This window comes from Acinetobacter sp. ANC5681 (assembly GCF_023488045.1).
Taxonomy (GTDB): domain Bacteria; phylum Pseudomonadota; class Gammaproteobacteria; order Pseudomonadales; family Moraxellaceae; genus Acinetobacter.
Genome location: NZ_JAMFKZ010000039.1, coordinates 1 through 19,460 on the forward strand (window position 1 = coordinate 1; position 19,460 = coordinate 19,460).

Annotated in this window: 27 protein-coding genes; 1 reads left to right on the top strand and 26 read right to left on the bottom strand. The window is 41.3% G+C overall.

Annotated elements, in window-relative coordinates:
* From M5121_RS14250 to M5121_RS14265, 4 genes are all read right to left on the bottom strand, one after another.
* Positions 1-3,271: tape measure protein (locus M5121_RS14250; RefSeq protein WP_249571542.1), on the bottom strand; the 3,271-nt coding region annotated here is incomplete at its 3' end.
* A gap of 53 nt (positions 3,272-3,324) precedes the next feature.
* Positions 3,325-3,756: a Rha family transcriptional regulator gene (locus tag M5121_RS14255; protein WP_349628961.1), complete on the bottom strand. Its 432-nt coding sequence runs from the start codon at positions 3,754-3,756 to the stop codon at positions 3,325-3,327.
* Complete coding sequence (locus M5121_RS14260; RefSeq protein ID WP_249571544.1) at positions 3,726-3,905, bottom strand: antA/AntB antirepressor family protein; 180 nt, start codon at positions 3,903-3,905, stop codon at positions 3,726-3,728. Before M5121_RS14260 ends, M5121_RS14255 begins: the two co-directional genes overlap by 31 nt.
* A 76-nt stretch (positions 3,906-3,981) precedes the next feature.
* Complete coding sequence (locus tag M5121_RS14265) at positions 3,982-4,152, bottom strand: Arc family DNA-binding protein (RefSeq protein WP_249571545.1); 171 nt, start codon at positions 4,150-4,152, stop codon at positions 3,982-3,984.
* Positions 4,153-4,267: 115 nt separating this feature from the next.
* Between M5121_RS14265 and M5121_RS14270 the strand changes: the two genes are divergently transcribed.
* Positions 4,268-4,528, top strand: coding sequence for an Arc family DNA-binding protein (locus M5121_RS14270; RefSeq protein WP_249571546.1), 261 nt, complete (start codon positions 4,268-4,270; stop codon positions 4,526-4,528).
* A 61-nt stretch (positions 4,529-4,589) separates the two neighbouring features.
* Here the strand turns inward: M5121_RS14270 and M5121_RS14275 are convergent, their stop codons facing one another.
* The 22 genes from M5121_RS14275 to M5121_RS14380 form a co-directional block, all read right to left on the bottom strand.
* Positions 4,590-5,240: a hypothetical protein gene (locus M5121_RS14275; protein ID WP_249571547.1), complete on the bottom strand. Its 651-nt coding sequence runs from the start codon at positions 5,238-5,240 to the stop codon at positions 4,590-4,592.
* Between the two features lie 10 nt (positions 5,241-5,250).
* Positions 5,251-5,535: a hypothetical protein gene (locus M5121_RS14280; protein ID WP_249571548.1), complete on the bottom strand. Its 285-nt coding sequence runs from the start codon at positions 5,533-5,535 to the stop codon at positions 5,251-5,253.
* 72 nt (positions 5,536-5,607) lie between these two features.
* Positions 5,608-6,177: a hypothetical protein gene (locus tag M5121_RS14285; RefSeq protein WP_249571549.1), complete on the bottom strand. Its 570-nt coding sequence runs from the start codon at positions 6,175-6,177 to the stop codon at positions 5,608-5,610.
* Between the two features lie 65 nt (positions 6,178-6,242).
* A complete protein-coding gene (locus M5121_RS14290) occupies positions 6,243-6,986 on the bottom strand; it encodes a phage tail tube protein (RefSeq protein ID WP_249571550.1) in 744 nt (247 codons plus the stop codon).
* Entirely contained in the window at positions 6,973-7,182 is a 210-nt protein-coding gene (locus tag M5121_RS14295) for a hypothetical protein (RefSeq protein WP_249571551.1), read from the bottom strand. Before M5121_RS14295 ends, M5121_RS14290 begins: the two co-directional genes overlap by 14 nt.
* A 7-nt stretch (positions 7,183-7,189) precedes the next feature.
* Positions 7,190-7,633 carry a phage tail terminator protein gene (locus M5121_RS14300; protein ID WP_249571552.1) on the bottom strand — a complete coding sequence of 148 codons (444 nt, stop codon included), beginning with the start codon at positions 7,631-7,633 and terminating at the stop codon, positions 7,190-7,192.
* Positions 7,634-7,635: 2 nt separating this feature from the next.
* Positions 7,636-8,022, bottom strand: coding sequence for a gp436 family protein (locus M5121_RS14305; protein WP_249571553.1), 387 nt, complete (start codon positions 8,020-8,022; stop codon positions 7,636-7,638).
* A complete protein-coding gene (locus M5121_RS14310; protein WP_228300287.1) occupies positions 8,023-8,487 on the bottom strand; it encodes a phage virion morphogenesis protein in 465 nt (154 codons plus the stop codon).
* Positions 8,488-8,503: 16 nt separating this feature from the next.
* The gene (locus tag M5121_RS14315; RefSeq protein ID WP_249571554.1) at positions 8,504-8,845 is read right to left on the bottom strand and encodes a hypothetical protein; all 342 of its coding nucleotides are present in this window, start codon (positions 8,843-8,845) and stop codon (positions 8,504-8,506) included.
* Positions 8,846-8,915: 70 nt separating this feature from the next.
* Positions 8,916-9,911, bottom strand: a complete 996-nt coding sequence (locus tag M5121_RS14320) for a DUF2184 domain-containing protein (protein WP_087546715.1) — start codon at positions 9,909-9,911, stop codon at positions 8,916-8,918.
* 3 nt (positions 9,912-9,914) lie between these two features.
* Complete coding sequence (locus M5121_RS14325; protein WP_039047530.1) at positions 9,915-10,382, bottom strand: structural cement protein Gp24; 468 nt, start codon at positions 10,380-10,382, stop codon at positions 9,915-9,917.
* 11 nt (positions 10,383-10,393) lie between these two features.
* The gene (locus tag M5121_RS14330) at positions 10,394-11,614 is read right to left on the bottom strand and encodes a DUF2213 domain-containing protein (RefSeq protein WP_249571555.1); all 1,221 of its coding nucleotides are present in this window, start codon (positions 11,612-11,614) and stop codon (positions 10,394-10,396) included.
* 85 nt (positions 11,615-11,699) lie between these two features.
* Positions 11,700-12,578, bottom strand: a complete 879-nt coding sequence (locus tag M5121_RS14335) for a phage head morphogenesis protein (protein WP_249571556.1) — start codon at positions 12,576-12,578, stop codon at positions 11,700-11,702.
* Positions 12,556-13,857: a DUF1073 domain-containing protein gene (locus M5121_RS14340; protein WP_249571557.1), complete on the bottom strand. Its 1,302-nt coding sequence runs from the start codon at positions 13,855-13,857 to the stop codon at positions 12,556-12,558. Before M5121_RS14340 ends, M5121_RS14335 begins: the two co-directional genes overlap by 23 nt.
* Before the next feature lie 10 nt (positions 13,858-13,867).
* Positions 13,868-15,394, bottom strand: coding sequence for a phage terminase large subunit (gene terL / locus M5121_RS14345; RefSeq protein WP_249571558.1), 1,527 nt, complete (start codon positions 15,392-15,394; stop codon positions 13,868-13,870).
* Positions 15,372-15,848: a DUF2280 domain-containing protein gene (locus tag M5121_RS14350; RefSeq protein WP_249571559.1), complete on the bottom strand. Its 477-nt coding sequence runs from the start codon at positions 15,846-15,848 to the stop codon at positions 15,372-15,374. The genes terL and M5121_RS14350 overlap by 23 nt, the downstream gene beginning before the upstream one ends.
* Positions 15,849-15,907: 59 nt before the next feature.
* Entirely contained in the window at positions 15,908-16,549 is a 642-nt protein-coding gene (locus tag M5121_RS14355) for a putative metallopeptidase (protein WP_249571560.1), read from the bottom strand.
* Complete coding sequence (locus tag M5121_RS14360; protein WP_249571561.1) at positions 16,518-16,979, bottom strand: PDDEXK family nuclease; 462 nt, start codon at positions 16,977-16,979, stop codon at positions 16,518-16,520. Before M5121_RS14360 ends, M5121_RS14355 begins: the two co-directional genes overlap by 32 nt.
* Before the next feature lie 302 nt (positions 16,980-17,281).
* Positions 17,282-18,085 carry a BRO-N domain-containing protein gene (locus M5121_RS14365; RefSeq protein ID WP_249571562.1) on the bottom strand — a complete coding sequence of 268 codons (804 nt, stop codon included), beginning with the start codon at positions 18,083-18,085 and terminating at the stop codon, positions 17,282-17,284.
* A gap of 283 nt (positions 18,086-18,368) precedes the next feature.
* The gene (locus tag M5121_RS14370; protein WP_249571563.1) at positions 18,369-18,782 is read right to left on the bottom strand and encodes an antiterminator Q family protein; all 414 of its coding nucleotides are present in this window, start codon (positions 18,780-18,782) and stop codon (positions 18,369-18,371) included.
* A 4-nt stretch (positions 18,783-18,786) separates the two neighbouring features.
* Positions 18,787-19,200 carry a DUF1064 domain-containing protein gene (locus M5121_RS14375; RefSeq protein ID WP_249571564.1) on the bottom strand — a complete coding sequence of 138 codons (414 nt, stop codon included), beginning with the start codon at positions 19,198-19,200 and terminating at the stop codon, positions 18,787-18,789.
* Complete coding sequence (locus M5121_RS14380) at positions 19,197-19,424, bottom strand: hypothetical protein (protein ID WP_249571565.1); 228 nt, start codon at positions 19,422-19,424, stop codon at positions 19,197-19,199. Before M5121_RS14380 ends, M5121_RS14375 begins: the two co-directional genes overlap by 4 nt.
* Positions 19,425-19,460: the final 36 nt, after the last annotated feature.

Below are 19,460 nucleotides of genomic sequence, written 5' to 3' on the forward strand. Positions count from 1 at the left end.
TGGTATAAGAGTCATATTCATAGATCATTTTAGATAGAGCTTCTCCCTGTGCTTTGGTTTCATCAGCAAATGCTTTTCTATCACTTGCAACTTTGGCCATTGTCGCTTCCCATTCATCGGCAGTGCTTCGGGCTTCTCCTCTTGCAACACGACCAAGCTCTCTAAATCCATCGGAAGCTGAGCCACTTGCAGTTCGCCCAACGTTTTCAACTGAATTGGATAGCTCGTCCATTGATTTCACGGATGCTTTGCCCGTTTCATCAATTTGAACCTGCAACTGTGCACTGCCACGCTCCGCATTTGCCGATGCAATCACAGAAGCATCGCCCGATGCAGCAGCAGCATCCAAAGCACGCTTGTATGCTTTCTCAATACCCTCAGCCGTAGCTTGCCCACTATTCCTGACAGTCTCATAATCCGCCAAAGCCTGCTGTGCAGCGAGTCTAAGATTTTCCTTTGTCTCAATCCCTAGACGCTTGAAAGCAGCGGTAACGGGGTCAACGCTGTTCGGCATTTTAGTAAGCTGCTGATCAACTGCAATTAACCCTTTCTCGACTTGATAGATAGAAAAAGCACCGCTATCACCTAAATCCTTTAAGATTTTCTTGGCAATTTCCGCATCGGCTGGGTTGGTCGCTTTTGCTAACCATCGCTCCCAAGAGCTATAGCTCATATCACCAGCAGCAGCGGCAGCCTCAAAAGCGGCTGCATATGCTTTGCTGATACCATCGGCTGTTGCTGAACCGCTTGCTTTGATTCGGTCAAAATCACTCTCTGCCTGTTTTGCAGTCGCCGCTAGCGAGTCCTTTGTTTCAATACCTAAGCGCTTGAACGATTCAATCGCAGGATTAGCGGCATCCTTTACAGCAGCAAGTTTTATCTCAATCGCAGCCAACCCATCTTTAAGCTGTGATGCTGATATTTGCCCAGTATTTGCGAGTTCTTGCAATTTTAACTTAACTGCATCCAACTCTACTTTGCTATCAACCTTTTTAAGCCATTCTTGCCATGCTGCAAACATTGTTGCAGCAGCATCCTTGCCCGTAATGCCTGCTTCTTCAAGCTTTTGCTTTAAAGTGTCTAGGTTAGCACTGCCCTGACCAAAGCCTTTAGACATGATATTGGCTGTTTTATCAATATCAACGCCTAAAGATTTTCCTGCCTCACGGGCAGAATCCAATTCAGGAGATAAGTCTTTCGCCGATGCTTTTGCTAGATCAATACCTACTTTTAACTGCTCGCCCGTAATTTTACCTTGTTCAGCCAGCTCTTGTAGTTTTGCAATCGCTGCATCCACTTCGGCTGGGCTTTTGGCTTCACTTAGCCACTTTTGCCATGCCTCGTATGTCAACTCTGCGGCTTGTTGACCTGTTGCACCGAGTGACTCAAGATTTTTAGCAAAATCATCAAGCGAAGATTTCTTTGCTGCAAATCCATCAGATACTTTATTTAGTGCAGTATCAAGATCAATTCCAAACACAGCGGCAGCTTTACGCCCTTGGCCCATCTTTGCTTCAAGACTAACAACAGCGCCGCCAGCCTCTTGCTCAATCGCTTTGACAATCGCTTTGCCAGTTTTATCAAACTCAACTGCTAGACCTTGAGCAGCTATAGCTGTTTGCAATGTTTTTTTTGTTGCAGCATCAGCAGCTTTAACAGTTCCATCCATTGCTGTAAGTTGAGCATTTACCCAATCTTGTGCAGCCTTGATCTTTTCATCACTGATTTTCTTGCTTTCAACCTGATAAGCTTTTTCTTTCTTATCAAGTTCAGCAAGACCCGCAAGGGCTGCATCAATAGCAGACTGATCGCCTGCTTTGCGTGCATCAACCAACTGTTGTTGTAGCTTGACACGCTCATCACTAATGGCTTTATAGTCAGATACATGCTTAGCTTCTTGAGCTTTTAAATCAGATAAAGTTTTTTCGTTATTGGCAATACGTTCAGCGTTTTTCTGATCTTGGGTTAAACCAATCTGACGTATTGCTTCAACACCAGCAGATTTAAACTCCATCGCTCCATCTGAAGATTTTTTGTAATATTCTTGCGCTTTCGCAGACATTACTTCAAAATCTTTTACAGCTTTGGCTGACGTATCACCAAAAGTTATTTTTGACTTCCAATAACTAAACGCACCAGCAGCATCATAAGCAGCGCCAATAATTAAATTAATGCCAATGTTTAAAGCTTTGAATCCATCACTGATAAATCCAAAAACTACATTTACAGCTTGAAGTGCTTTAGTGAAACCATTGGTTTTATCAGTAGCAGAATCAATTCCACTTGAGAAATTAAATATTTGTCCTAGCATGGTGTTGATAACATCAACCCCGCGCTCAAAAGTACCCTCAAGCAATGTACCTAATGATTTAATCGCATCATATGCAGATAACAATGCTGTCTTAAGTGCCTCGATTGTTTGAGGATCAATCTTTTTAAGTTGATCGCCAAACCAAACGAATCCTGAACCAATATCGTTTAGAAGAACTTCAACAATATTTAAATTATCAGCAAGTACCGACAACCATTGAGCTACGGTTGCACTCGCACCATTCGCCTGATCCATCTCGCCAATTAAGATTTGCCATTGAGTTGCAATTTTTTGGAGTGCATTGCCAATAGTTAAAGGCAGTTCAGCATATTGAGCATCAACACCTGCTTTTTGTTTTGCCAATGCTGCAAGTACACGTTCCGCACTGAGTTCTCCATTCTCAGCCATTTTACGGAGTTCGCCAGTTGTAACGCCCAAGCCTTTTGCAAGTGCTTCTGCTAACCCGTAGCCACCCTCCATGATGCTGTTAAATTCTTCACCACGAAGAACACCACCTTGCATCGCTTGAATGAATTGCTGTACTGCTGCTTCTGCTTCTTGCGTGCTACTACCGCCCAACTGAATCGCTTTAGTGACTGTACTGGTCATGTCTAATGCAAATTGCTGTGACTGACCCATGTCTTTAGCAACTGTATTTAAACGAGTGAACAGTGCACCAGTGTTATCAAGCGTTGAGTTTGTTTGCAGTGCGATTTGATGCACGCCCGAAATGGCTTGCTCAAAGTTTCCGCTATCTTTAGTTGATTGCTGAATCTTGGCTGATAGCATTGCATAGCTGTCTGCTGCTTCTGCAAGTTCTTTTACACCTAACCCCATTCCAAGCGCAGCCATAGCACCGACAAGCGCATTTACTGCAAACTTTGCACCGTTGATTCCTTGATCAAAGCCCGAAGTATTGGCTTGTAAGTTCAATAAGAAATCTAAGCTATTTGTAGCCATTTTATTTTTCCCACAGGTGTAAAAAAGCCACCCTTAGGTGGCGTGGATGAGTGTCAATCAAATAAGCATGGCTGCATCAGGCGTTCCACTTCTTTTATTGCGACCACCAATGTATCGCGCTTCTTACGATAACTTCCCAAAATATGCCCTGCTAGACTAGCATCTGATTTCTCCAAATCTAATTGAAGACTAAGTTTATTGTGGATATTGGCATGGGCTTGATACTGGCAACTTAGATACTCTTTCGTATTATAAAAAGCTTGAACTAAAGCACATTTGAATTCGACTACACGTTCAGTATTACGCATCAATGTCATCAAGAAAGTCGCTTGTTGCTCATTCAATAAAGCTATTCGTCTTGTCTGTAAACCGCCATCAGTTTCAAAGGGTCGCATTTCAAATGCCACCCTTCCAAATTTATTGAAATGATGTATATGGGTTTTTATCAATTGCATTACTGCTTTATGGTTCGCTCTTGAATCCATGCAGCAAAGACTTTTCCAACTTGTAGAAATGTGTGTAGATCACGAGCATTTACAGCGAGTTGTTTTAAATTTCCAATAACCGCTTCAAAAACATTAACCAATGGTTGTTGGTTAAGCTCAAGTTGATGTGATAAACTTGCGTTTGTCATAAATAATTTCCTTTAAAGTGACAATCAATCAAGCCCGACCGTCCAAAGTTCTGGGCTTTTTTGTTGTCTATTGATTTCATGCTTTCGCACTCTCTATTTCTTGACGCAATTTTTTAATTGCTTGGGTTATTACATAATTTACTGGTCTCTCGTTTTCTGTAGCCACCTCCTTTAGCCAATCATGTAACTCATGGTCGATGCGCAAGTTGTACTGCATTTTGCGCTGTGGTTTGGTTATTGCTCCCATTCCATTCTCCTATTAATCGGGTATGAATAATACTAGGATTAATCGGGTAGCATTGTCAATACCCGAATAATAGAATTAATATGTATTGCAAATTTGCGGTATATGGTTGGATTCAATGAGTAATAATGGCGGTCATCTAACAGTTCAGTACAATCTACGTTGGTCGGAAGAGTTACGCGACAAAATTGCCGAAACTGCAAAAAATAATACCCGCTCAATGAATCAAGAAATTATCGCGCGTTTAGAGCAAAGCTTTGAAAAAGAAGATATTGCAGAATTTGATAAAGGGTTTGTACTACAAGTGATCGAAAATCAACAAAACCAAATTGACCAACTGCAAAAAATGGTTAAGGATTTAATGAATCGCCCTGCATAACGCTAACTCATAACCACAAAAAAGCACCCTAGGGTGCTTTTATATTCTATTCTCGAGCCATCTATAACGGACAATCATAAGAACGAGTCGTTATCATTTTCTGATCAGGTGCGCTACACGTAACCAATACACTACCATCATTTGTACAAATTCTTGCCATATAAGCAATATCAGAGTCTACCAAAACCGCAGATTTATATTGAGTTCCTGCAACTGACAATAAAACAGAACTAGCTTTGCTTTTACATTCATCAAAACTAACAATTTCTGAAGATGAGTCAGATGAAACCTGACTATTCTGATAGCTACTTGTTTCGGCTGGAGCTATGTAAGCTTCTTTTTTCTGCTCCACGACTGGCATTGACACAGAACTACCGCTATCTGGCTTGATAAATACAACCGCAATAATCATAAGCAAAACAAAGACCACTAATAGCAATCCCATTTTGCCGTCTTTCTTCTGCCTGCGGTTCACACGATTATTAAATGGTCGTTGTTGATTTTGGCTTGATGGTTGGTTGGGTCGATACGCTTGTATATTTGAATTCCCACAATCATCACAAACCTTATCACCCGATCTACGCCAAATTTCATAAACAATTGCAGCGGGGAAAAACACAAAAAGTAGAATTATAGTAATCCACATACTACCTTTAATCTGTGGCTCTCCAACATGCCCACAAGCTACACATTCAACCATTTGGTTTGCCATATTATTATTCTCACTTATTCTTCACGTCTATTTTAAAAACTTTCCCATTACACACCCAAACCGTGTAGGTTTGCATATCAATATCGTATTTATATTCTGTAGCAGCGCATGAGTATCTACCTTGACCATAAACAAAGAATTTAGGTCTTGGTTTCCCTAATTTATCAAGCAAGTCTTGTTCTGAATCACCTATCAAAATTGTTTCAGTTGAAGTTCTGATAGACCGTGTTTCATCAGCATAAATATTGCTAGAAAAAAATGTTAAAAACGCCCCTAATAATGCAAACTTTTTCATGTTATTAACCAATTGTTATTAATCTCACTCAATTTAACAAATGGCCGAAATTAAGTCATTAAGAAATTCTCATCATTTATCTAACTGCTTAATGCTTTTTTCCCATTCTTGCTTGCTTGATTGCATCGCAATACGCACCGCTATAGCTGTATTTTTAATATTCTGCCTTTCATTTCTTTGAGCTGCTTCAATGTATTTCAAAAATGCGCCATAGGTCATAGCCATAATATCATTATGCCTATGACCACAGCTAATCAAGTATTGAAATGAGTAAAACCACGATGCCGATTCAGTTTTTTGTTGTGTTGGGCGTTTAGATAACTCATCTTTTTTAAAGAAATCTTCATTCACCTGAATGATTTTTAAAATCAGATCAGCAATAGCATCCTGATCCCCGATATGTTTTGAGAAAGTCTCTGGATCAAGTGAAGTAACCAAAGAACAAAGCCCCATGATCTGAATAATGCTTGTAAGAATAATCGGCTTGATTGTTTCTATTGAATAACTTTCCAATTGCTTTATTGGATCTGCAAAGTAAGCAAACTTGTTTAGATTCTTAATCTGTATCTGCTTAATCTCAATATTCCGATCAATAAATACATGTGGCAATGATTCATTGTTTAAAAGAAAAAAGTCATTCATAGAAAAAATCCTAAATCACAGGCACAAAAAAAGACGCTGATGCGCCCCTGTGCCTGTAGGTATTATTAAGCTGTTACTGAAAAGCGTTCGATGTGGCCAAAGACACTTAATTCAGCATCATTGGCTTTGCTATTGTCAGCCATGCAACTACCAGTGATTGAGAACTTATTAAAATCTTCATTAATAAGATCGAATTCAGTCTCCGGTGATAGCGTTAAGCGGTGCAACTCAACTACGACTTTATCCCCTGAGATCGTATCTATCCCTTTGAATAAGACTTTATATTCTGATCCGGTATTATTTGCGATAGTGGTTCGAGTCTTGGCTGCCGCCGTACCTGACCACTTCACCGCGCCAGTAACAGATTGAACAAACTCAACAGTTCCATACACAGCATCAAGAATATATTTGCTTGAATCAATATCGGCATTAGATCCATCTTTGAACGTTACATCTGTTAGATTTCGCAAACCTAAGTCGACAATGCTTCCAACTGTAACAGTCCCAAGTGATCGATCCGTGATAGTTTCCGAAGCAATGCTAATACTATTACCACTCATCACAAGCGCCAAACTGGTTTTATTGACAGTATCTAACTCTCCATCGACATCAACCCCCGTTTGCTTGTAAAGCGTTGCATCTTTAGCACGTTGACCATAGCGACTATCGTAGTGATCAACTTTATCAGATGAGATTTTTAGTTTTAGCGTTGGCATATTGCCTACGGGTAATAGTGCACCCGCAACGCCGTTCACAATTTTTGCTAAACACAGCTCGCCCTGAAGCGATAATAAATCAGGCTTCGACATTGTTTTCTCCTACCTGTTTTTTGTTTGATTGCTTTATCTCAGCTTTAGGCGTTTGCTCAACTTGAGCATTTTCGTCTATGGCTTCGATAATTCCGTCTTGTTCTAACTGAATAATTTGTTCAGCCGACAAAGATCCAATAATTTCACCTTTTGCCCATCGCCCGATTGGCTTCAAAGCTTTGTATTGCTTGTCCATAAATACCTCATGTAAATATCTGAATTTCAAACATCAGTGGAAAATAAGCAAATCCCGGTGAGCTTCCGATTCGCACTGGTGAATTTGCTCGCTTAAACATTCGATAGCCTTGCACTTGAGGATTGAATCCCTGCAGTGTGTCCAGTAGATTTCGAATGAATGGATCTGCTTCTTTACGCAGTGAGTTTGTATTTTGCAATTGAGCGCCAGCATCTCGAATACACAATACGACTAACCATTGCTGAAATACTGTTGCAGAACTTCCATTACTCGCACTATCACCAATACGATCATCAAAATAAATCACACTAACTGACGGCGCATTGTTTGAGGCTTCGAGCATTGCCTCTATCGTAAATGGAGTATTTACATCTACAAGGTCGGGCATTGCTGTTTTAATCTTCTCAACCAATATTGGCTCAACTGCAAAATAGTCTTGAATTACTGTCATAGCTACACCACAAAAATTCCAGTACCAAATAGGTGTGTTGGTTGGTCATCCTGCACAGGAAAATTCAAAACAGCTTTGCCAGTTGCAATGTTCTTAAGCCAACTCATCACATCTTCGTAATCAAGCCGAACAATTTCCGTAGGCTTATCCTTGTACAAGTAATATCGTGCAACTACCGCAACGGCACGCTTAACTGGTTCAGTAGTAACAGGTAAAGGTAAGGGATATTGAACAGCAATATAGCCATTCACCATTTCTACAGCATCCGAAATGGCTTGTTCGGATGTTGTTGGGTTAGCTCCATCTGTTTTGGCAATATTGCGTTCAAGTCGGACGATTTCAGCTTCACCAAAACGACCTATAAGCTCGTCCCGTGTTAAATAAGACATTTAATCCACCACTCTATATGTTATTGATTGCCTCAATTGGCCAGTGTCTATTAATGGCTTGCTGCTGCCTTTACGCTTGATTGTTTGAGCTTTCAACGGCGTAAATTTGCCATTCACCATGTACATCTGCACATCTGCCGCAGCTTGCATCCCTAAAACCTGCTTAATCTTTGTAGGAGTGGTTCTAAGTAAAAGTAAGTCCTTTACTTCTCCTAGCAAATATTTGCCGTATTTGCCTTGGTTTAAAGTGATTGATGCACGAAGAAATGATCGTTCTGGAATTTTGCGGCTAGGTGCACCATATTCATGAATTGCTGCGAGATCTGGCATCGTGATTGAACGTTTACCGCTGTGCATCCCAAAAGCACCAATCTCAACCTTGCCTAGAAACTTGTTCGCCTGCTTTTGGAACTGTTTTAAAATCCAATTCGGATTTTCTGACATTTCAACTTTGACTTTGAACATGGCCACCTAGCCTTTATCACTTAGCAGCCGCCAACTTTGCTTGCAGATCTTCAAGTGATTCATCATCACTAAATTCGACATTAAGCTCGGTCAATTTGGATTTTACTTCCACCAATTCAGCTTCACGTTTTGCCTTAGCTGCTGCTGTATCAGCTTTACCACTTGGCTTAGTTTTCTTAACTTCAGATATGAACAATTCACCTGATTTTTCTAAAGCGGTAAAAACAGGATGATCGACTAAAGCTTCATGTTGCTCATCAGTGATTTCAACTTCTTCGCCTTTCGGCAATACAACTGCACCGAATTTGGTACGTGCTGAAAGGCGACCCATTTCACCCTGATATGTATATTTCGGCATTTTCATTGCTCCAAAAATGACTAAAGCCGCGTAATTGCGGCTATTTAGTCATGATTTATAAATTGCTTAATTAAGTTTTAGGAACGTCCATATAGCGCAAGCTATCAACACGTTTGAGCCATACACCTTGATATAAGTAATAACCCGGTGTGAATAGATCAAGCCCATCAGCCTGAGGTGCTAAGAATTCCAACTCTTTTGGAATACGCATTTCGATACACGCTGGATCACGACGATAAACAGTAATACGGCGAATACCACCTACCCCCATCGACTCTGTACGACTTGTTGCACGAATAGTGAGTTTTTTCCCTTCAAGCGCAAGCAAGTTATTTTTAGACACCCATTCAAAAATAGTGGTTTCTAAATTATCAGCGATACGTCGTTGAGTCAGAATACGCATTAAGCTTGTTGGAAGAATCATCGTATCTGGAGTAATTGCAGGATTAAACTCACTCGCTTCAATCGCATCCGATAAGATGTCATTAATATCTGCAAGGATTTCATCTGGTGTTGCAGTTTCCCATGCTTTTAATGCAGTCTGAACATTAACCCCAGTTTGGTTAAACAAGCCACGCAAACCTAGATTAAGATCACCCACCCAAGCAATACGCGACATATGCTTTTCAAAACCCAAACGAGCAGCTTGGATCTTGTCAGCTTCAAGAGTGATACCGGCTTGAGATGCTGTGGCCAATTCAAGAATTGAATATTGATAACCAATTGAGCCAGAACGAACGCCTAGATCCACGTTGTCGTAAAATACTTCAGCTAATGGAATGTCATTACCCGTACCGCTATGGTCCTGACCTTCACCTACGCCGTTTTTGCGTTGTAATGTGTGTTTGGTCCCCACCACTGCAGGGAAATTTGATTTCACCGGAATATACGAAGCATATTCAGTTGCTTCAGTCATTTGTGGTGTCATTTCATTACTTGTTTCTAATTGAACAAGTAAAGTCACCAAATTTTTAAGATTAAATGCATCACCCGCCTGAGCTTGCATAATTGGTGCAACACCACCAAAAAGGGCGAGCTTTCGATTAATTAGTTGTTCACGATTCATGTATTAAGCCCCGCGTAATTGAACAATAGCCATGCCATCAGCATTCGAAATGCAATCCCAAGTAGCACCGACTAATTCCGTGCCATCAGTTGCACTAGTTTGATATGAACCCAATGGGTTGTTAGTGGTTGCATTCGCTGTGCGAACGTAAACCTTGCCACCTGTGGCCGTAATTGGAACGGCGGGCTTTACCCAGATTCGACCGACTCGCATGATCGGCGGCACATCGTACTGCTGATATGCTTCTTTGCCACTTGAATCAGTACCGTTCTTGCCGATGTGTTGATGTACAACGATACCGATGGGACGCAAGCCACCCCCAACGACTGAACAACGAACGCCGTCACCTGCATCGCAAGCGACTTGACCATCATTTAAAGTGCCTGCCCCTGCCATTGGCATAGAACGCACATCTTCAGGCGTACTTTTAAGGCGTTGCCCGACTACCGCCACTTTTGAATTAAGCTGCATTTATTAGCTCCTTAAATATCTTTTTTCCAAGCTGTTGTTTTGTCATAGCCCTGTTCTTGTGGAGGTGTCGAACCATTCCCTCCTGCTGGTGGGGTATTTTGGCTATCACCAGTAAAGAAACTATTAATTGGGTTTGACGGGGTTTGAGTGCCACTGGTTGCAACAAGCGCACGAAACACCATGTCGACTTGCTCAGGCTTAGCGTCACCAATCGCAACTGATCCCAAGATTGCACCAACAATTGCATCGCCAGCTTTGGCAGTAATAGCTTCACGCTTAATTTGCTCACAAGAACACCCATCCGTTTTGACATTTGCATTGAGTTTTTTTGCATCTGAAATTACAGTCGCTCGCTCATTGGCCAATGCCTCTAACTTTTCTGGTGTGACTTGATTGGCTTCAAGCGTTGTCACTTTTTCAGCATTCGTTTTTGCATCTGCTACTACTTTATCGATCACAGCTTGAACGGCGGCCAACTCTGAAATTGAAAACTCTTGATCTCCAATTTTGAGTTTTGAATTAACCGTTTGTTGCAATGAAGCCAATAAGTCCTGATCTTTTTTTAGTGCTGCTGTAAGAGCCGCATTGTCGGCAACATCAAAAGGGATGCCATTTACAATGATTTGCATTGTTTTCTCCATTGGATTTGGTTGGTTTGTGTTTTGATCGCCTATGCGGCAATCGCCACCGCAACGGCCATATTTGACAAGGGCAACATGATCGCCGTAGAAGTTTTTAAACTCAGCTTGGTACGGCGTTCCGTCTGGTGAAGTACCAGTAATGAAATGAAGTTCAGCGCCGTAACCTAAAGACAACTCCAAGCGTTCTTGGCTTTGGATCTGCTGAATCACATCACTGTCTTTAATCAGCAAATCGCCAATTAGATAATCCCCATCACGACGAACATTCGATAATGTGCCGATTGAATGAGTTTTCCATGTGGCAGCATTTACAGCATTACCCGGTGGGTGGTTATCAGTAACATCCACACCCTGATAGCTTTGGATTGTTTCAGGTCGAAATAGCTCATCGGCTGAACTAAAGACGTTAATGACCTGATCAGGCGTATACCCCTCTATGCCATTAAATTCAGCCGCATAATATTGGCGTACCTGTGGTGCTTTACCGAGTCGAGCATCTTTGCACAATAAAAAACCCTCAGGAGTGATGGTTCTTGTAGATTGCGCAGGTGCAAAGTCACCTAACTTTAAATGTAGTAAATAGCGTTTCATTGGCTTTCCTATAGGCAATAAAAAACCCACTTCGGATGAGTGGGTTTAGTTACTCATTATTGTTTACTGTACTGGGTTTCCAGAATCAACTTTGCGCTGCCATTGCCTGCTCTGGTGTCTTAGCGTCTTTATCAAATAAATGCGCCGTGTAAGGTATTGGTACACATCGGCATCGAATTGGAATACCTGGATGTCCGTCTGACGGCGGATTATTCCATGCGAATATCAAACCATCTCGTAAGCGGTGCGAATGTCTTACACGCTCATCATGACTCGTTGACCAAGTGTAGTGAGTAATCCCTAACTTTTGCTGACGGATCTGAGCAAGTCGCCCGTTGATTTTTCCAAGCTGATCAACCGCAATTAACTTAGCGCGTGAATCAGTAGAGTGGCCAATATCCAAAATAGATTTTTTAATCTCATCCGAACGCTTTCCTGTCTGTATGCCATCAAGTACGGCGGCTTCAACTTTATCTAAGTATTGCTTAGGTATTGACTGGATCAGAGATACGTTTGCAGCAATAGCGCTATCGACTGCATCTTGTAGATCCTCATCTCGCATCAAGCCAGTCAAATCCAAACCAGTAGACTTTTGCAGCATTTCAGCTATTTGCTTATCGCTTGCTTTCTTCTGCTTCAAAACGATTTGAGTTGCAAGTTGTGTTGCTATCAGATCAATACTATTTGAGATTTTCTGCTTTAGATTTCCCAGTGCATTTTTTACACTGGAAAATATGCCATCTCCGATATGGATATCAATTGAATCACCCATATTAAAAGCCAACATCGGCTCAATATCATCTTTCACACCCTTTTGACATAAATGACTAATCGATAAGAGTGCTTTGTAATATTCAACTTCTGTTTTCTTGGATATGAATATTGGCTGTGGTTTTGCCTTACGTCCTAACTTAGTTTTATGGGCTTGCTGAATTAGCGGCTTAAGGTTGCTGAGAATTGTCATCTATTTGCCCCGCCAAATCTTCTAGCGCTTGGATATGAGCATCATCTATAAAGTCGTAGGTTCCATCTTGCTGAAGCTGTTTCGCAATCATTGCCTCAGTGATAATGCCTTTTTCTAAATATTTGATGTCACGCTCTGTGTTGTTCTTCTCTACTTCAGATCGAGTTTTTACATCTAGCTGCCAGAGTGGATAGAACACAAAATTAAAGCCTGTTGGTATCGCTCCAAACAGGCTTTTAAAAATCAGCGGAAATATCCGTTCCAGTATGGGTCGCAAGGTCCAGTTTTGTTCTGTGTTGACTCGATCATAGTAACTTCGCAAATCGAACTCACCGCTATTATTTAAACCTGAAGTGGTTTGCCCAAATAACAATGTATAAGGCATATCTGCTGCACCCGCCGTTTGTTGTCCAAACTCTCGCATCAAATCTGGTAGGCCACCAAATGTATATGACTTGGACTCGTACTCTTCATCTTTATCAATGACTAGCATGCCATTGATACTTTTAAGCAGAGCTGCTGCACCAAATCGCTCCATCATGTCTTTAGTACGATCAATGATTTTCATCATTAGATCTGGTGTACGAATCACATCTATCTTTGCTTCGTGTACTAGACTTGCTGCACCCGCATTGGTTGCGATGTAATTTCGCAATGTGTAGTAAATGGCCAACAAAAGCGACTCACCCTCGTCGCCGTGTTTCACACACATGATTCGAGAATGATGAATTTTGCTTTGAGTACCATTGCCATTACTAATTTGGTAATACATTGGTTGTTCTGGTTCACCAGCACTCAGTTCTAAAGGTACATATTCCTGATTTAAAGGCTGTACTTTCGATTTCTTTAGTACTGTGAAAAATTGAAGCCCACCTTGTTTTAGTTTTTCAAGCTCAAAAGGCTGATCTAATTGCAGACCATCTGCCAATCCAAATACCAAATACGCTCGACCATATAAACGAGACCAGATCAAAAGTTTCGCCAATCGCTCGACTAAACGCAGGCGCTTAATTTCATCACTGATCTTGAGTATTTGCCCATCCTCCAAACCATTGAAGTACCAACCAGCCCGAAGCATATCCAACACAGGACGATTAACGATTTTCTTGGCAAGCCAGTCTTGATAAACCGCTTCGAAATCATAATCAGTAAGATTGGTTTCTTTCGCAAAATGGCCATGTGATGACTTGTCGCGGCTTGTATTGAGATTCGATACAAAGTTGACATAAGCACCATCATTCACAATGACTGGCGCTTGTGTTTGATTGCGCTCTTCCAAGATATTCTCCTTAATCTAAAAGGTCGTAAGGATTCACAACCATATTTTCGATCGCATCAATTGTTGGGTCCCATTGGTCATCGTGGTCATGTGTCATGTCCGCTGTTAGACCTTCTATTTCTTCGATGTAATTTAATAACCACGGCGCTTTAGCGGGTAACATCACCAATCCATCTTCCACATAGAAAACAACGTCCATAGTCCTTACAAGCTTGTCTGTATCTCGTTGGATCGCTCTAATCGGGATCGTTGTTTCTCTTGAAATGGTTTGAATTAAAGTTGTTCCACTGGCTTTATCCTCAACTGCCATATAGCGTAGATTTCCGATTTTGGTATCTCCCGCCTTATGTTTATTGATGAACTTCTTACCCTCTTTTATAAGCTCTGGTGCTTCCCACTTCCCACGATGCACGTCGATGATATAAAGCTTGTTGTCGTATCCTAGACCAGCACATAAGAAAACTGAGAAATCGTTATGCTCTTTAATCTTTTGCGCTGTATCGGCAAAGATTGCTCGCCATTTAAGTAGCGGCAACTCTAAATAACGCCCAAACCATTCAGACTTAACTAAATCACCGCCTAACTTTTTAGGGTTCTGCATGTACTGACTGGCAAACGTATAACGTGAAACCGTCGCACCATCCTTATCCTCACCACCTTTTTCTAACTGCAGTAACGATTGAAGTGATTCTTTTAGTGGCCAATAGCTTTGGCGGCCATGCTGATCTCGTTCTACATCTCTCGGAACCTTGGCTTGAATATGCTCTGGTAATTGATTGATGTACTCATCATCAATCAAAGCAGGAATGCTGATCTGTTCCCACTCACCCGGTACGTTTCCAGTCATCACAAAATTAGTCGGATCTTCAACGTGCAAACGCTGCATGATCAAAATAATTGGTGTGTCAGACTTAGCCTTACGTGAGTTGACCGTGTTCAGGATCTTACGATTGGCTTTCTTACGTGCCGATTTACTAAAAGCATCCTCAGGCTTTAATGGGTCATCAAGAATGATTGCGCCCGTAAAGCCCTCATTTGCCAACGTACCTGCACGGCGACCTGTGACCTGCCCACCCATTGAAGCAGAATAAACATGCCCGGCATCGTAACCATCAACGGTAGTTTTCCAACTCGACTTAGCATCCGTACTGGTTGATATTTTGACTGGCCACAGACTTTGGAAATCTACAGATTTGACAATGTTTCGCGCCGTTGCAGATACGTCCTCAACCAATGACTGAGAAAACGATAAATACAAAAACCGTGATCGAGCATTTCTCGCTAAACCACGGGCAATTAAGTTAGTCAGTAATTCAGTTTTACCCGATCCGGGTGGAACGTTAATGACTAGGTTTTTAACTTTTCCTGATATGACCTGATCAATCTTGTCTGCAATATATTCATGATGCCAGTTGACCGAAAACTTAAAACCCATTCGCGGCAAGAAAAAACGCCGTGTAAAGAATAAATGCTCTTTCTCACAGCGTTCTCGTTCTAACTGCATTTCAAGCAGACTAGTATTTACTTTCGAGTTCATCCATTGCCTGCCTTATTTGTTCAGGCGTAGCTACAACATGAGTAACTTGCTCAGGGTTAAGAGGCTCACCATTTGCACCAGTAAACTCAGTCTTATTGGTATATTTTCCGCCCATATCCTCTGCAGCTTGTTTAAGAATGCTTAGTGCTGCCACACGATTTTTACTATGCTTTTGATATTGGCTTTCATATCGTTGTAGACGCACTGCTAAATTCGCAATTGGAATTGCCTCAGGCTTACCCAAAAACATTTCACGAGTTTTTTCAAAATCAATTCTAAGTTCTTCGCTTAGATTCTCACCTGCTCGTTTTGTTGGGTCGTATTTTTCACATTGCTGCTTAGTTACTTTTACGCCGTATTCTTGGTTGACGAGTTCAGCAGTTTCAGTGGGTGTATTAAATACGGCAAGTGAGCGAACTATAAAGAGTTTTACCTCTTTTTTTAGAGCCGCCATACCCTCAATCCTGTCAACCTACGTCAACCTAAATAGCCAAAAAAAATGAGCCAAGCGGCTCAACTTATAACGCAAGTTCCACAACATCGAGTAATGCTCAGATCAGATACAAACGGCGCTTGCTTCGCCACCTCGACAAGTCGCTTCACGTTCTCGCTTGCCCCATGTCGTTTGACCACGCCTATGAACTCTTCGACATCGTGACCAGCTAAGAAATGCTTAGGTAGTCCAGTATTGTCGCTATAGATGATTTCTCCATCAGCATCACGCTCTACGCCGATGTGATATAGCTCATGCTCGATCAAAGCGCAAAACTCACGGTCAGACGTTTGCTCACAAAAACTGGCATCAATTGTGATTAGATAAATTGGTACAAAGCCAAACCAATCTCGCATTTGTTGCTCTTGTCTTGCTTTACGCCATCCACCAACGTTAAACATTACTTTTTCACACTGGCCTAGCACCATTTGCTTTTTGACCGTACAAGCCTGTGATGCCCAAGCAAATGCTAGAAATTCTTCATTGTCGTGAAGCAACTCAGCGATATGGTCATGATCTGGATTATAAAGTTCAGCATCCATAGTGAGATAATTGGCAATCACCCATTCTTTTAAATCAGGTGCAGGTGCCAAGCGTAAAGCTTCTTCTTGTTCAGCTTGATCAATCAGGTCAGTTGGTGGAAATGGTCTTATTTGGCTCATTAAATGTATGCCTCTTTAAATTTTTAAGCCATTGATGCGCAAAGCCAGCTTGTATTTGTAATGGACCAGCTTCATTAATTTTAAATCTGGCTGATGATTCTAAACGAACGATTGTAAATCCCATTTTATATGCTGTGTCTTCCCGATCTGCATCATGAGCAATTCGCTTTCTTTTTCTACCTGCCGACCAAGGTCCACCAGCAATTTCCACCAAGATTCGATACTCAATCAAATAGAAATCAAAACGCCAGTGCTTAGTTGGTTCAAACTGGAATAGTTTTTGGTATTTAATATCCAAAATCTGCAAAGCACGCTCTATATCCTCAAAAGCTTCTAAGTATTTTTCATTTGCTTTCGGCAGTGGTTTATTACGTGGCTTTGTTTTGAGCTGACGTTTTCTTGTAAGTTGTAAATATTGATCGACTTCCATTCAAACACCCTCACATCACGGCGACCTTTCAACCACTTTAACTTTGAAATGGCCAAAAAAAATCGCTCATCTTGTTGAGCGATCTCTTCATCAGTTAAACCTTTCGTTGTGCAACTGCCCAGGTGTTTTATTTCTTGTTCAGTAGTTAGAATCTCGTTATCTATATTATTTTGACTCATAGCATCTCCAAATAAGGAAATAAAAAAGCCCGCATAAAAATGCAGGCTTAATTCTTGGTAAATCGCTATAACTCCGTCCACCATATCACAAATTTAAACGAAGTGTGGTAGACAGTCAAGCTATTAGATTAAACGCTCATTACAATCACTATGATCGTAACCATTCGGTCTACGGTTGAGTAAATTTAGGCAATCCTGATCAAATACCATTGGTAGATGCTTTTGCAATGTTTCATTGAAATCTGTTGTGGATGCTTTCATCTCATCCAGTATTGCCCTGACTACTTGATGATCGCCACGTTCACGAATGACCTGTTTGATTAATGCAAGCTCACATTCACGTCTTGCTTCAAAGTACGGTTCAACAACATTGAGGATACGCTGAAATTCTTGTGCCAAGATTGGCAAATGTTGAACCTCAAATTTCGCTGGGCTTGGTACACCAGTAACTTTGCGTAACGAGTACCAGATACCGAACTTAAATGCTTCACCATGACCAATGTGGTGGGTACACGCCCAGATCAAACGCTTAATATTCAACATATCGCTATTGTTAATGTAGTCACGTTTTTCGACTGGTTTTGGTGCTTCGTATTTACCTGTTTTGCGGATAGCTGGGAGGACTTCGGAAGTTACCCATTTTTTGAATTTCTTCGCTTCTGGCTTACGGCTTTTAAGAATTGCTGAGTAAAGTCCAGATTCATTAATAATTGTCATTGGTCTAACTTGCCCTACACCGTTTTCAGACCTGATACGCAGATTGTGCGTAGCAGTTTCGTCGTCATCTAAAGAGCGTGTCATGTCTGGTGCATTGCGATAATCCAGAGCACTTGCAACATCGGTAGCAACAAACCAAAATTCGCCATTAATATCAATAATGCGAACATTATAATCATTGTGAAATGTAAAATTAGAAATTGCATTCATAGTGAATACTCCTTTCGAAATGAGATTCACCACCAATATTTGAGACCAATCAAAGAATGGTGGCAGATTAAACGGAATTGGTCTTACCAGTCGAAAGGGGCTGGCGTATCTTTCGATACTTCCGCCTAATCCGCCATAACGGACGTTTCTACAGGGTGTAGAAAACTATAGGCAAAATAAAACCGCTATTGCGGCATAAGCCCTTTCGATAATAAGTTGGAGACCAATCCAAGCACCCGATTTTGCGGATGCATATTTAAATTACAGTGAATTAAAAGCATTGTCAAACCTCCGCCTTTAATTCAATCACACCATCCAAATATGCAAGGCCTAAATCAATTTTTGTGCGTACCGTATCTTTACCTGTGCCGTGAGTGTTAGCAATTACACGATACGATAAATTGTTTTCATATTTTAAGATCAGAAACCATGCACGTTCTGCCAAATACTCCCGACTGTCATTATTCATTTTTGCCAAAAGCTTACCCACTTCAACTGCTTCAAAATCTGTAATTTCGCACGGCGTTGAAATCTTGCTACTGCGGATTCGAGTTATATCCGCCTGATCCATTGCTACCGCTATCGGATTGGCTGAATGCTTAAAGCCACCAGAGCGCACCCACAACCCATATTGTTCAAGCCATTGATGAGCTGAACGTTTAGACCAGTCCATTTTTTGCTTTGCTGCTGCATTCATTTAATCAAACCTCTCGCACATCAATATTTAGAACCGTTTTCATTAAGTGCTTTTTGTTCCTGTAGCTGTCTTTTTTTCTGGTGGCTGCTGACTTCACATCTTCGACGATGTATTCACCGCTTATGATGTAGTAGGTGAAATCAGCAAAATAACGTAGTGCTGGCTTTGCCATTTTCTCTCCCTCAAGTTTAGTTTTTGGTGCAAGTTCAAATTTAGTGTGATGCTCTAAACCAAAGATCTCGCCACGTTGTTGCATCGCTTTAAGCTCGATGTACCGCTTGTGTTCTTTCTTGCTGTCAAAAGTCATCCCGTCACATTCAACTTTGCTGGCATTGAATTTGTTGCGTTTAGCAGCCTTAGGCTTGTCCAACTGCTTTAAGATTTCACGGCGGTACTGTTCGACGCTCATTGATGTCATTCAGCTTCACCTACTCGTTCAATCACTGTTTTGATTGCTTTCAGCGTCATTTCTTTATCAATCGGATTTATTAAGAGTGTTTTGATCTGCCAACACTTAGTTTGATACTTTTGAGACTTTGCCTTATATGCTTTACAGCGGCGATCCAAATCATCATTGAATAAAAGCAACTCAGCATGTTCTTGCTGAAGCTGCTCAAGTGTCATGTTCATGTAGTCACTCATCTAAACCACCCTTAAGCGCTTGCTCTAACTCGTAAG

Coding starts and splice junctions, on each gene's coding strand:
- M5121_RS14255 (WP_349628961.1), bottom strand. CDS start 3,756: ATGGATTCAAGAGCGAACCATAAAGCAGTAATGCAATTGATAAAAACC.
- M5121_RS14260 (WP_249571544.1), bottom strand. CDS start 3,905: ATGACAAACGCAAGTTTATCACATCAACTTGAGCTTAACCAACAACCA.
- M5121_RS14265 (WP_249571545.1), bottom strand. CDS start 4,152: ATGGGAGCAATAACCAAACCACAGCGCAAAATGCAGTACAACTTGCGC.
- M5121_RS14270 (WP_249571546.1), top strand. CDS start 4,268: ATGAGTAATAATGGCGGTCATCTAACAGTTCAGTACAATCTACGTTGG.
- M5121_RS14275 (WP_249571547.1), bottom strand. CDS start 5,240: ATGGCAAACCAAATGGTTGAATGTGTAGCTTGTGGGCATGTTGGAGAG.
- M5121_RS14280 (WP_249571548.1), bottom strand. CDS start 5,535: ATGAAAAAGTTTGCATTATTAGGGGCGTTTTTAACATTTTTTTCTAGC.
- M5121_RS14285 (WP_249571549.1), bottom strand. CDS start 6,177: ATGAATGACTTTTTTCTTTTAAACAATGAATCATTGCCACATGTATTT.
- M5121_RS14290 (WP_249571550.1), bottom strand. CDS start 6,986: ATGTCGAAGCCTGATTTATTATCGCTTCAGGGCGAGCTGTGTTTAGCA.
- M5121_RS14295 (WP_249571551.1), bottom strand. CDS start 7,182: ATGGACAAGCAATACAAAGCTTTGAAGCCAATCGGGCGATGGGCAAAA.
- M5121_RS14300 (WP_249571552.1), bottom strand. CDS start 7,633: ATGACAGTAATTCAAGACTATTTTGCAGTTGAGCCAATATTGGTTGAG.
- M5121_RS14305 (WP_249571553.1), bottom strand. CDS start 8,022: ATGTCTTATTTAACACGGGACGAGCTTATAGGTCGTTTTGGTGAAGCT.
- M5121_RS14310 (WP_228300287.1), bottom strand. CDS start 8,487: ATGTTCAAAGTCAAAGTTGAAATGTCAGAAAATCCGAATTGGATTTTA.
- M5121_RS14315 (WP_249571554.1), bottom strand. CDS start 8,845: ATGCCGAAATATACATATCAGGGTGAAATGGGTCGCCTTTCAGCACGT.
- M5121_RS14320 (WP_087546715.1), bottom strand. CDS start 9,911: ATGAATCGTGAACAACTAATTAATCGAAAGCTCGCCCTTTTTGGTGGT.
- M5121_RS14325 (WP_039047530.1), bottom strand. CDS start 10,382: ATGCAGCTTAATTCAAAAGTGGCGGTAGTCGGGCAACGCCTTAAAAGT.
- M5121_RS14330 (WP_249571555.1), bottom strand. CDS start 11,614: ATGAAACGCTATTTACTACATTTAAAGTTAGGTGACTTTGCACCTGCG.
- M5121_RS14335 (WP_249571556.1), bottom strand. CDS start 12,578: ATGACAATTCTCAGCAACCTTAAGCCGCTAATTCAGCAAGCCCATAAA.
- terL (WP_249571558.1), bottom strand. CDS start 15,394: ATGAACTCGAAAGTAAATACTAGTCTGCTTGAAATGCAGTTAGAACGA.
- M5121_RS14350 (WP_249571559.1), bottom strand. CDS start 15,848: ATGGCGGCTCTAAAAAAAGAGGTAAAACTCTTTATAGTTCGCTCACTT.
- M5121_RS14355 (WP_249571560.1), bottom strand. CDS start 16,549: ATGAGCCAAATAAGACCATTTCCACCAACTGACCTGATTGATCAAGCT.
- M5121_RS14360 (WP_249571561.1), bottom strand. CDS start 16,979: ATGGAAGTCGATCAATATTTACAACTTACAAGAAAACGTCAGCTCAAA.
- M5121_RS14365 (WP_249571562.1), bottom strand. CDS start 18,085: ATGAATGCAATTTCTAATTTTACATTTCACAATGATTATAATGTTCGC.
- M5121_RS14370 (WP_249571563.1), bottom strand. CDS start 18,782: ATGAATGCAGCAGCAAAGCAAAAAATGGACTGGTCTAAACGTTCAGCT.
- M5121_RS14375 (WP_249571564.1), bottom strand. CDS start 19,200: ATGACATCAATGAGCGTCGAACAGTACCGCCGTGAAATCTTAAAGCAG.
- M5121_RS14380 (WP_249571565.1), bottom strand. CDS start 19,424: ATGAGTGACTACATGAACATGACACTTGAGCAGCTTCAGCAAGAACAT.